Genomic DNA, 12,476 nt, shown 5'->3' on the forward strand with positions numbered 1-12,476 from the left:
ACTGGAATGGTGAATTTCCAGCGTTTGGAGTGCGAGGTACGGTCTGGACCTCGCATTTCCGTGTTGCCGATATCTACCCTTCGCAAACCTACTGTGAAGAATTCTGCCCCGGCTTCGCCTCGTTTTCCATGCTCTTTAGCAGTGCAGCTCGCTGCGCCTTTCCGCCGGGGCCCATCTTCTTTTCATCCAGCGCCAGCAGATCCGCAGCGGCTTCTTCATCGCGTTTCAGCCGCCTGAGCAACTCAGCTTTGCGACAGATGAATGCCGCGGAGGTCGCGTAGTCTGCGGATGCCTGTGAGATGGCAAGGTCGAACGCTGCGAGGGCGTCGCTCAGCATCCCGCGCTGGGCAAGCACATCGGCAGCCTCACTCGCGGTGCGTCCTTTGCGTGGGTAGGCCTCGGCAATGACTTTCCACGTGACTGGAATGTCCTCCGGCTTCAGCGCCTTGTCCTTGGTGAGGGTGGAAATGAGATTGGCGATATTCGTGCCAGTGTCGGGATATCTTGTGCCAATCCACTCATCCTTCAGCAAGGCGCCAATGAGAGCCGCGCGCTCCTCGGGCTTCATCCGGAACTTCGCATCGAGGTTCATCGTGTCGAAGAAGGTCCACATGCGAAAATACCGGGAGAGGTAGGTCTTCATCTTCTGCGTACGATCAACGGTCAGCGTCTTGCGCCACTCCGCGATGGCCTCTGGATGGCCATCCAGGTGATGGATCAGAATCTTCAATGTAATCGCATTCGCGACGTGCTCCTCGAACATGGTGTCCGGAGTCTTCGCCAGGATGTGGTCCACCAGCGCCAGCAGCGCAGAGCGGTCCGGTTTCTCCTGGCTGCTCCACTTGCTGGGCACAAGCTTCAGGACGTCTCCCACGGAGTGCTTCACCGCGGACCGTCGATAGTATTCGTGAAGGGTATCCGGCGTCGAGAGCGCCTTGTCATAGGCGGCGATGGCGGGCTTGGCGTCACCATTCCAGATCTTCCTGCTGACGCTGGCAACCACCGGCCTGAGACGACGCAGGCACTCGTTCGAGTTCTGTGACTTGGCCAGAGCCGGGATGTCCACCTTTTCCGCGACTTCATCGAGGATGGTGGCCAGTGGTTCATAACAATAGTAGTACTGGGCAAATTCTTCCGCGCAGGTCCGTTTCAGCTCCGGGGTGGAGAAGGTGATGTCCTTCATGCGCTTCGCCAGCTCGACCATGCGCTTGCGGCGATCCGCGAAGTTCGGAATGGATGCCTGCTCAGGTTTGATGGGGTCGGGAAGATTGGAGAGAATGACCTCGCAGAGGAAACGAATGTCGGGTTCCGCGTCGAAGGTTCGAAGCTGCGTCACAGCCTGGGCCGTGGCTGCATTCCAATACATGCCATTCTCGGGAGCCAGCAGGATGTTGGACCAGCCTGCGCGCGTCCAGTCCAGTGCCTCCTTGAGGCGGCCCTCGCCGGCTAGAATGGCGATGCCAGATGGATCGTCCTGGAAATGGTAGGAGTGTTTTACCTGCAATTCGGCCATCCAGGCCTCATTCCCAGCGTGAGCGGCTACCCGCAGCATGTTCACAATGGGCCATTCATGGGGTTCGTACCGGAGGGTCCTGCTTTGCACCTTGCGGTCATTGCGCCGTTTCCATGCTGCCCAGTGTTCTTGGGCTTCATTCTTCCATTCGTCGGTGGCGGGTAGACGACACCATGCCTTCAGGAGCCATCCGTATTGGTATCCGTGCATGCATTGGAGCTTTTGCTGAGCCTCGAGGGCCAGCTTTGCGCCCACGGATGCAACGTCTGCGGGCACCGCTTCCGGGGCACGGTAGCAGAGGTGATGCGCGACTGCCAGGCGCGCACGGGGATGCAGTTTCTCATCGCGCAGTCTGGCCGCCTCATGTTGCCACACAGGCTCCACACCACCGAGTTCCGCCAGCGCCTTCTGCATCTCTGGATTGGAGCGTGCGCCATTCTCCGTGGCCAGGAAGAAGCGGCCGGCGAGAGCCAGCTCCTTTGCCAGTGGCGCGAGTGATGGATCGCCTGTGGGTTTCTCAGCCCATCTCAGTGCCTCGATGCGCAGGCTGAGGGGGAGACGGTTGAAGAAATCGTAGAAGGCCAGTGGCAGGAACGTGTGCGGAGTGTCGCCAAGTTCCTTTTGCAAAGCCGTGAGCATCCCCTGCAAGCCAGCTTCATTGTTGTGAAGGCCTCCGGCATTCTTCCAGGCCTCTTGGATCGGCTGGCCCCACTTTGCGTCATGGGACCAGCCATTCATGGTCAGGTTCCCGCTCGTGTCCTCGTGATAAAGCCGCATCGAGAGACCCAACATCCTCATCTTGGGTGCTGTCTTCATGGCCTCCGCGAGCATGTTTGAGCGCAGGGTCCAGCCATTGCTTGCGGTGGAGGTGGTCCACTGCATGGTAGACTCCTTGGTCTCCATGAGCTTGCACGCATGGTTGAAGTATTCGATGGCCTTGGGGGGATCGCTTTCAGACAGCTCCACGAATTTTTTCACGAGGGCGTCCTCATACCTGTTGTCGTCCAGTTGCAGATCCTGCATCCGCTTTGCCGTCATCCACTTGTCGAGGAGGGTCTTTTGTTCCGCGAGTTCTGCCGCGAAGATGGGTTGTAGAGCGTCCTTGAGCACCACGTCCAAGGTCGCCAGATTCTTGGCCGCAGGCATGTTTGCCCGGATCAACGATGCCAGACCCGCAATGCGATCCGGGGGGATGGTGGCGAGATCTGCCTTGCGTCGCTTGAGGAATGCCGAGAGGGCCGCATCCTGGTTCTGCTGTAGCATGGTTTCCGCAAGCTCCACGCCAAAGGAACGGGGCTTGGATTTCAACGCGTCGGTCATGGCCTTGCGCACCTCGGTGTTTTGTCGTGCAGCAAGGAAGATCTCATGCACGATGCGCTCGTCGTTCACCACACGCATCTGCGGGGCTTCGCCGAGGAATTCGGCCTTCTCCAGGAAGTCCATGGCCAGCTTCGCGTCCTTGCCGACTTCGCCGATTCTTTGCCCCAGCGTACTGCGGACCCATTCAGCATGGTTGATGAGACCTGTGAGGATGCCTGCCTGTACGGCAATGCCTTTCGTCTCCGTGTGCTCGGCCAGGGCGGAAAGGATCATTCCTGCATTGTAGGCATCACGGTCATTGTAGGACCCGCCCCGGCCATAGCGCACGTTTGCAAAGGAAAGCATGCGGCCCTGCCAGCGGTTCTGCTGCGGGCCGAGCATGGTGGCGAGGAGTTGCTTCAGGAACTCACCGGTGTCTGCCTCGGGCGCGAGTTGTTGGCGAGTCTTGAGATAGAGCCGGATGTAATTGCCTTCGTTGTATCCAGAGGAGGCTTTCGCGAAGGACAAGATGGATTTGTCGAGCACAGGGCCTGGAATCTTCCGCTCTTTCCAGCGATCCGTCAGCCACACGGCATACTCTGTCTGCCGATGGCTGCCACCCATGGCGACGTTGGCCGCGCGGACAACAGATTCCGCCGCTGTGGCGAATTCGGCGGGCTCGCATGTCCACATCCGAGCCTGTGTTTTCAGGAAGTTGAGTTGGCTGCGATCCACGATTTGCTGGGCCATCGGGAGGATTTCCGAATTGATGGAATCCGTGCGCCCATTCTTCCAAGCGTGCCAGATGAGGAACTCTACCGGGTGCGGATGCCACACCGCCGTATATTCCTCGTAGAAGCTGTACCTGCGCGGCGCCAGTGGCGTGAGAGGCACTCCGGAGGCATGGTGCGCCTTGGATTTTTCCACAAGACTGGTGGCGAGAGTGGCCAGCTCCTCCGCATTTCCATTCTCGGACAGGGCGAGTGCCGCATACCAGGAGAAGCCGGACGCCGCGAGCCGCGGATGCAGCATCATCGCCTTGCAAAGGCGGTTCAATGCATCGCGTCGCTGCTTCAGTTCCGGTGCGTCGGGTTTGACATAGCTGTAGCGCTTGTCGGCATATGGATCCCTGTCGAACATGTATGGCAGGGTCTTCCCCCCGCCATAGGTGCGGCGGCCGAGTAGGGGAGGGAGCTCTTGGATCCAGTCCAGTTCCGAGCGAAGCCGCTTCACGGCATCATCCCCGGCGTGTTGTTCCAGCACGGCAGAGAGTGCATTGAAGATCGCTATGCGTCCCGCGGGAGGCAGTTCATCTTCATTGCACAGGCTCAGAAGAGTCCCGTCAAGCGACTGATTGAATGCCTTGAGCGGTATGTCCAGGAGGAGTGAGCCTGCTTTGTCGGGATCACCATGGGCGGTGATGGCAAGCAGGCGGATGCGAACGGTGTGGGCATTGGCGTTCTTCTGCAGAATCTCTTCGTAAATCTTCCGGGCACGCTCCTTTTCTTCCACAAGTTCCAGCAGAGCTGCGAATTCTTCGCGGCGAGTGACTGGAGCGTCTTCCCCGGGATCCATGGCAGCGATGAGCTTGACCCTGGCATCGGGAAACGTGAGCTTCTTCACGAGCTGGCTGCCCTCCTGCACAGCATAGCCGCTGCTGTCATCCCAGTACTGGGACTTGATGTTCTTCAGCTCGCTGAGGGCAATCTTGACGGCCTCCGTGTGATTCCCCTTCGCGATTGCCGTGTCCAGACGTGAGGGTGAGGACTGTGATGAGTAGCTTCCTCCGTAGGAGCGCTGCTGGGCGGGGGCGGGCGTGAGTGTGGCCAGGCGCCGCCATTGCTCCGCTTCCTCCTTGAGGCCAAGAGTGGCGAAAGCTTCCGCGAGATCCTCCCGCTGACGGGCATCGAGTTTGGCGCTCCTCAGCCGCCTTGCTGCTTGCTGTCCTGCTTCCAAAAGTTGAGGTGGCTTTTCCTTCAAATTCGTTACGGCATGGACGAGTGCTGCATCCACCTCCGCTCGGCGGACGGCATCCATGGGAAAGGATTGCATGCGAAGCAGGTAGGTGGCTGCGCTTTCAAGGTTATCCGTGGTGCCTGCGTAGCTCGCGGCCATGAGCAGGTCATTGGGGGAAGCATCCTCACGGCTGGCGTGTGCCTTCAGATCTTCCTCCAGGCGTTTTGTCTGGCTGGCCTTATAAGAGAGAGCGAGACGCATGGAAGGATCCTCCACCCGATCCAAAAAGGGAACAATGCCGGTGTAGTCATCCTCAGGGCCCGACCGGGCATAGGAATCCACATGCGGATTGAAGGGATCCGAATAGTGCATCATCTTGATGAACAAACCGGGCAGGGTATCGCTGCTGGGGAAGAGCAGGGGACGCAGCAAAGGTTTCTGATTCTGGCCTCCCCCGTAGCTCCACGCCATGAGCTGTTTTTGGGCCGTGGGATCCACGGAGCGCAATACCTTGAGATGATGATTCCAGAGAGTCACATAGGCCTCCCACGCGCCTTGGGCTCGGCAGGCATTGGAGGCATAGAGGATGGAGAAATCGTACGAGTTCGGTTTGGGCGCCGGCGATTTCAGGATGTTGTTCACCATGACGGCGAGCATTTTCTTTTGCACTGCTTCCGGGGCTTCCAGCTTGGGAGGAGACTGCGTGGCATTCTGTCCGCCACCCAGCATCTGAGAGAGCTCGGTGACCACGTTGGAGGTGGGATCTTGCTTGCCCTCCAAGCTTGCCAGTGCCTTCTCCAGCATGGGCAGTCCAGCCTCTGGAGCTGTCCTCACCGCAGCCGCTGCCGCGCGAAAGGCCGGGAGGGGGTACTTTTCCTGGAGAAGATCGAATGCTCTCTGACACAGTTCGATGGGGAGGGACTGATTGTTGTTCCCATTGTTGAAGTCCACCCAGAACATGTGGAGCAGGGTGTCTGCGGGATGGGCGCGCAATGCATCTTCCGACACAGTCATGTTCCAGGCGGCTTGCGGGCTGGGCTCAAATGACATGAGCACTGCAACATGCTCGATCCCTGCGGCCTCAAGGGCGCTGGCGATGCGTGCTTTTCCTTCCGGAGCCTCCTCAGCATTGAGCAGCATGAGATTGGCCAGAGCATAGGTGCGGGCAGACTCCACATCCCCGGGGACGCGCACACCAGAGCCCATCATCCCGCTGTATTGCGCGCGCATGCGGTACTGGGTGGCCTCGTACAGATTGCGTGTCATGCGGTAGACCGAGACCGCGCCGGGAGGTGAGGTCTTCTCAATGGCTCCATAGAAGGTGGTCTCCCACGGCGAGACGAGTTTTGTGGGGGGGCGCCTTAATACGTCTGGCACCTCCTGCTTTGCTGCGGCGACACGGAGGAACTCCGCAATCGCGCCGGCATTGTCCATGTTCTGAAACAGGGCGATGCCCCGCAGATATCTCAGCCGGTAGTCCTCGGAATGCTTGTCCACCAGCGGTGTGAGAAATGCGATTGCCTTGTCCCAATGTTCGCGTGCCATCATCGCATCGACGAGGCGCAGCGCATCCTTGGGTTCGATGTCCTTTCCGCCCATGAGATCTCCCAGCAAGCGGAAGCCCAGTTCGTCATCGCCTGCGCGCAGGTGCGCCATCGCGATGGCCTGCTTTGTCCTCCAACCGGTATCGAGTGCCGCAGCTTTCTCCAGGGTTTGCAAGGACTGCTTGAAGTCACCGGTATCCTCCTCCACTCGCGCGATCTGATGCAGGAGATCAATATCCTTGGGACGAAGGCGTGCCGCTTCCAGCAGACAGCGGCGTTGCTCGGCCTGGTCGGAGGAGACCTTCGCAATCTCCGCGAGCGCCAGCCAGGGCGTTGCGTCTTCGCGGTTGTTGCGTTGACGTTCGCGGAAGGACTCGGTCACCTGCTTGAGCGTGTTTCGTGAACTGGCTGCCTGCGCCAGTGCACCCACCCAGCGAATCTTGTCCTCCAGAGATTCGGCCTTCTCCACGAGACGCATGAAGATTCGCTCTGCATCGCCAAACTGACCTGCCTCGGAATACGCACTGGCCAGAGCAGCGGCGACATTGTCGTCGTCTTCAAACTTCCGCGATGCTGCGCGCAAGATCTTGATGGCGTCCTGCTGGCGGCTCAGTGCCGTGAGCAATGTCGCTTCTGTGAGCCATGGCTGGACTGCACCTGGAGACAGGGTTTTCCATTCTGTGGCTACCTTCAGGGCCGCCTCCGGCTCACCCGAGCGCTCCTTCAGATCGACCAGCCTCTGCAGATGTTGGGAAGTGCGACCCTCTGGCATCGCGATGAGCTTCTCCATCTCCTGGGATGCACGTGGCCAGTCCTGTCGTGTTTCGATCAATCCCACGAGCCGTGTTTGGGCGAGCAGGGCATGTTCCGTTCCGGCCTCGCGCAGGGTGCGCTCGGCCGATTCCTTTTCTCCCATCTCCTCCAGCAAGGTGGCGAGCAGGCAACGCTCCGCGATGCTCATGCTCTGCTGGCCCTGTAGAGACTTCGCAGTGGTGGAGATCTCCTGCGCGCCCTCCAGCACTTGCACGGCCTGACGGATGGCATCCTCCAGCATGCCGGAATCCAGGGTGAGCCTCACACGCTCCACTGCCAGGGGAGCAACAGTCTTCTGCTCCTTCACAGTGATGGCCGCCGTCAGCAGTGGGGCGAGATAGCGCGGATCCTTGCCAAATTCACTCATGCGAGAACGCAGCACTTCATAGGCGGTCTTGGCCTCCAGCCTCGCGAGCAGAGCCTGGGCGACGGCAAGGACCTGTTCCTGATCCCCTTTGGCCGCGAGATCCATCCAGATGGTGAGGGCTTGTTCTTTCTCTCCGATGCGGTGCAGGAAATGCGCCTGGGCCTCCTTGGCGCTGACACTGTCCGGATGCTTGACGACCAGCTTCTCAAAAGCGGTCCTCGCATCATCCTTGCGACCCCACGCTTCGAGCTGCATCGCCACACGCAGGTAGTCATATTCACCCGAGCCTGGCGCGGCGAGATACGCATCCAGCGAAGTGCTCGCCGCTTTGGGGTCACCTGCGTGCTGCTGCTGTGCGGCGAGACGTAGGTGCAATTCCTTGTCCCCGGGATTTTGCTCCAGCAGCAGTTTGGTTTGCGGAATGGCCTCTGTGAAATTTCCAAAGCGCTCCAGCAGATCGAGGTAACCCTCTCGCAGATCACGACGGCCCGGAGTGCGTGACAGCAGATCCTTGTAGATGGTGAATGCCTGATCCTTGAGCCCTGTCTCGGCAGATACGCGAGCGAGGTGACGCTTGATGGCGACCCGCTGATCTTCCTGCTTCGCGAGCTTGTCCAGATGACCCGCGAGGCCGCTGAGGTTGTCCTCGCGACGGAAGATCTGATCGGTCTGCGCAAGGGCTTCCCCTTCGATCCAGGTGTTGTGCCCGGACTGGCGGATCACTTCTGCGAGCTGCTCCAGCGCTTCTGCCTTCATGCCGGCTCGGAGGTAGATGTCTGCCAGCCGCATGCGACGATTGACCCTGGCATAGGCGTCCTTCGTCTTCTCGATCAGCGACTCCATCAGCGCCACCGCCTCGGTGTAGAGCCCTTCATCGAGCTGCACATCGACGACCTCTTCCGCAAGGTCCTCATCATCCGCGTGCGCTTCCAGCAGCTTCCGCCACGCTGTGAGGGCATCTTCGGGTTTGCCCGTGCGCAGCAGCACACGCCCGCGTTGCTTCTCAATCTCCACCGCGAGGGCGCCATCCGGCTTTTGCTGGAGTGCTTTGTCCAGGCTCTCCAGGGCCTGGCTGAAGTCCAGCATGCGCACCTGCAGCCGGGCCAGCTCCTGCCACGCAAGGGGATTGGCGGGCTCGAGTGCGAGACCTTTCTTGAAGGCAGCAACAGCGGCGGCTTCATCACCCCGACGGGTTTCGAAGAGGGCGAGCAGCAAATGGTCGCCGCTCTTCGCCTCAGGTTTTGCGGCCTCCGCCCTGAGGTGTTCCGCCAGCGCATCCGGAGTGGACTCCTCATACCATGCGTCCAGAAATCGCTCGAAGACCACGCCGAACTGGGGCCGCTGCCGGAGCATGTCCAGATAGCGCCTGGCTTTCTCGGGTGGCTCGGCCTGGGTGGCGGGGGCGGCGGCGAGCATCAAAAACGCAAGCGCGAGCGTGAGGTGAATTCCCTGATTCATGGCGGCAAATCTTACCCGGAGTGTGTTGTCAGCAGCAAGCGCGATTCTGACGCGCATGGATTAACTTTTGTTCACGCGCAAGGCCATGCGGCGTCGTCATTCCCGTGCAAGACGTTTGCGTGGAGGGAAATTTGGAAGATTTTCCCGGCTCCCCATGTCACCAGCCACGCCCTCCGCCATCATGTTTCGCAATGAGATGTGGAGGTCTGCCCCGGCAGGGATTCTGGATACCGCCTACACCACGTTCGGCATGATCGTGGCGGTGCAGGTCTTTGCTGCGAGTGATGCTGCAAAGGCTGTCTTCCTCAGCAGTCCACGGGCGGGGATGATTGCGGCGATCTTTGTCGTGCCGCTGCTGCTGCGCATGCGCAGCACGGTGGCGCAGACGGCAGCGGTGACGCAACTGGTGGGCGCCGGGTGCTTTGCGCTCGCTGCTCTTTTCCCAGGTTCGGAGGTGATGTTCATCACGGGCATCAGTTTTGGATTCATCCTTTTCGCGCTGCAGATACCGCTCATGACCCAGCTCTACCGGACCAACTATCCGCGGGAGAAGCGTGGCAGGCTCTATGCCATCACGAGCATCACGCGCTCGCTGGGTGCGGCGCTCTTCAGTTGGGCGGCAGGATGGTTGCTTGGCTGGAAGATGGACTCCTATCCGTGGCTGTTGTGGGTCTTTGCCTTGATGGCTTTTATCAGTGGCTGGCTCACCTACGGCCTGCCTGCTACGCCTTGGGAGGTACCAGAGTCGGAGGATCAGAGGCTCTGGCGTTCATGGCGGTGGGTGCGTGAGGATCGCGACTTCCGCACACTTTTGATCTCCTGGATGATGATGGGCGTGGGCAATCTCATCGCGTACTCGCTTTTCGTCGAGTATCTGGCCAATCCCGCGCACGGCATCGCTTTGGGTGCGGAGCAGGTGGCGCTGCTCACGGGTGTGGTCCCTTTGGTGGCCCGTCTGGCATCCAGCTACCACTGGGGTGTGCTCTTCGACCATGCTCCATTCTTTGTGGTGCGCATCACGCTGAACCTCATCACGGCAGCGTCCATCCTGTGCTTTTACCTCGGGGACAATCACTGGTGGTGGGGCAGTGGGATGGCCCTCTCCGGACTTTCACTCGCGGGTGGGAATGTCGCGTGGGCACTCTTCGTCACAAAACTCGCGCCGGAGCATGCGGTGGCCGAATACATGAGTGTGCACACCTTCCTCACTGGCATTCGCGGCGTCCTTGCTCCTTTCCTCGCGTATGGCATGGTCGAGTGGTGGTCCTTCACCACCATGGCTTGGGTGTGCGCGGGCCTTGTGGTGGCCGCCAGCGGATTCATCGCCGTACGCAAGAAGGGAGAGCGCATTGGCGGACGCGAAGTGCGACCCGAGCTTTCCGATGATGAAGCTCTGTGATACAACCTTTCCAGCATGCTTCCCAACCCCAGAATGCTTCCCATCGTCCCTGCTATCCAGAGTCGCCCCGCTGGTGGGCAGACCGTGGGGGGGCTACTGTTCCTTTGCCTGATGCTCCTTATCTCGCCCTCCTGCAAGCCGAAGGATCCGATGGAGCAGTATGGCGCGCCACCCTCACGTGAGAAGGACGGCCGCGTGAAGGTCGCCATCTTGGCAGACACCGTTGAGATCCCCCTTCGCAACTATCAGTGTGCCCTCCTGGAGCGCCTGGCCCGCACCCGACCCGGGATGGCCGTCATGCGCTACGGTGCGGGTGGCAGTGCCGCGGAACAGGCGCGGCAGGTCCGCGATGCCCAGGCTGAGGGGGCGAAGTTCATCGTGATCTTCCCCCTGCAGGAATCCGTGGTCGCGCCTGCCCTGCGTGGAGCCATTGCCGGTGGTGTCCAAGTGATCGCGATGTCAGCACAACTCCCGGAGGATGCCTTCACCGCGTCCATATCCTGTGATGAGCGGCGTCTCGGAGCGATGGCCGCCGATTTTATCGTTCAAGCCCTCAGGACAAAAGCCTCCGACGAAGGCAAGCCGGTACCTGTGGGCCGTGTGGTGCAACTGCGCGGTGACGAGGGAAGCGCCTCTTCCGAGCGTGCGCTGGGATTCAGCGAGGCTCTCCAGCGAGAGCCTGGCGTGGTCCTGGTGCATGACGCTCCCGCGCAATGGAACGACAAAGATGCCGCAGCGCGCATTCAGGAAGCGCTCCGGTTACAGAAGCAATTCGATGTGGTGTACGCCCACAACGACCTCATGGCCTCCGGTGCTGCAAAACAACTGCGCGAGACCAGCGTGGAAACTCGCGAGTCCATCCTGGTCCTCGGCACCGACGCCGTACCCGGCGCTGATGGCGGAGCAAGCTTGGTGAACAAAAGTGTGCTGGACGCCACCATCTACCATCCACCTCTGGTCGATGTCGCCTGGCGGGACATTGAGCGGGTGTTGGACGATGCGAGCCAGACACTCAAAAAGCACCAGCGGGTGAAACCCATCCTCATCACCCCCTCGAATGCCGCCAACTTTGAGCGCCAGTCCCTGCCGAAGCCTCAGACCGAATAAAGTACGGACCATGGAGTCCGTGGCGGGGGAGACGGCACAAAGTTTCAGATTTCTTGAAAAAGGGTGCCACCGAATTTGACAACTCCGCCATCCCAACTACTATCTCAATCCCGCTGCATAACGCAGCAAATGCACCCGTAGCTCAACGGATTAGAGCATCTGACTACGGATCAGAAGGTTTCAGGTTCGAATCCTGACGGGTGCGCTTCCTCTCAGCAAGTTACGCTGATTACGCTCGAAAACTTGGGTCGGCTGTTGTGCATTCTGAGAGCCGATTCGCCATTGGAATTCTTGGGCCGTGTCTTCCACCAGTTTCCCGAAATCGGCGGGAAAATCGAAGTGCTAGCTTCAGTTGGCTGGCTCTAACGTGGCCAAGCGTGTGCATGGCTCGGGGCGTAGGGTAAACGAAGGGTACCTATTGATTTGGTCGGCTATCGGGGAGTTTTTTGCAGACGGTGCAAACTCTCACCCTTCCGAACTTCTTTACTCCATTCAGGCCTTCTCTTTATCCTGCGAGGAAACACATATGCCCGCATTGAATCTGACATGCTGGAGTGACCTTCGCCAAGCACTTACCGACCATCTAGATCCCAGTGGCCAGCATGGCTTCGAGGGACTGATGGCAAGGCTCCTTGCCGCCGAAACGGGCAAGCCGTTCTATTTGGCTAGGTCAGGGGATCAGCCTACCGGAGACGCCTACAGCCCTATGGCAGGCGTTTCAATTCAGGCGAAACTCTACAAAAAATCCAAGGTCGCCGGAAGCGCGGTGGAAGCGGACATTCAGCGTGTTCTTAGAGAATGTCCTCTGACCGACGTCTACATTCTCGCAACCACCAAGGCAGACAGCCAGCTCAAACTGAGACTTGAGAAGCTGACTGAAGAAACCGGCGTGGACTTGCTGCTGTTGGTATTGGACGGCACGATGATCCCTTTGGGTGCTCTGTGTGTAAAACATTGGGGTATTCTCAAGCAGTTCTTACCAGAGCTGATGGCTTCCGCAGATGAATGAGCTGCGGTGCA

4 protein-coding genes and 1 tRNA gene are annotated in these 12,476 nt (G+C 59.6%); 4 read left to right on the forward strand and 1 reads right to left on the reverse strand.

The features are described from left to right. Positions 1-88: 88 nt before the first annotated feature. The gene (locus tag DES53_RS07285; RefSeq protein ID WP_113957574.1) at positions 89-9,007 is read right to left on the reverse strand and encodes a tetratricopeptide repeat protein; all 8,919 of its coding nucleotides are present in this window, start codon (positions 9,005-9,007) and stop codon (positions 89-91) included. A gap of 97 nt (positions 9,008-9,104) precedes the next feature. Between DES53_RS07285 and DES53_RS07290 the strand changes: the two genes are divergently transcribed. From DES53_RS07290 to DES53_RS07305, 4 genes are all read left to right on the forward strand, one after another. Beyond that, positions 9,105-10,349, forward strand: coding sequence for an MFS transporter (locus tag DES53_RS07290; protein ID WP_170156930.1), 1,245 nt, complete (start codon positions 9,105-9,107; stop codon positions 10,347-10,349). Between the two features lie 33 nt (positions 10,350-10,382). Next, on the forward strand, positions 10,383-11,456 hold the full coding sequence (locus DES53_RS07295; protein ID WP_170156931.1) for a substrate-binding domain-containing protein: 1,074 nt from the start codon (positions 10,383-10,385) through the stop codon (positions 11,454-11,456). A gap of 131 nt (positions 11,457-11,587) precedes the next feature. Continuing rightward, positions 11,588-11,661 (forward strand) — tRNA-Arg (locus tag DES53_RS07300). A gap of 321 nt (positions 11,662-11,982) precedes the next feature. Further along, positions 11,983-12,465, forward strand: a complete 483-nt coding sequence (locus tag DES53_RS07305) for a hypothetical protein (RefSeq protein ID WP_113957577.1) — start codon at positions 11,983-11,985, stop codon at positions 12,463-12,465. Positions 12,466-12,476 lie beyond the last annotated feature (11 nt).

It is taken from the genome of Roseimicrobium gellanilyticum (assembly GCF_003315205.1).
GTDB lineage: Bacteria > Verrucomicrobiota > Verrucomicrobiia > Verrucomicrobiales > Verrucomicrobiaceae > Roseimicrobium > Roseimicrobium gellanilyticum.

Excerpts from the sequence above, each read along its gene's own strand:
- DES53_RS07305 (WP_113957577.1), top strand. The coding sequence starts at position 11,983 with ATGCCCGCATTGAATCTGACATGCTGGAGTGACCTTCGCCAAGCACTT.
- DES53_RS07290 (WP_170156930.1), top strand. The coding sequence starts at position 9,105 with ATGTCACCAGCCACGCCCTCCGCCATCATGTTTCGCAATGAGATGTGG.
- DES53_RS07295 (WP_170156931.1), top strand. The coding sequence starts at position 10,383 with ATGCTTCCCATCGTCCCTGCTATCCAGAGTCGCCCCGCTGGTGGGCAG.
- DES53_RS07285 (WP_113957574.1), bottom strand. The coding sequence starts at position 9,007 with ATGCGCGTCAGAATCGCGCTTGCTGCTGACAACACACTCCGGGTAAGA.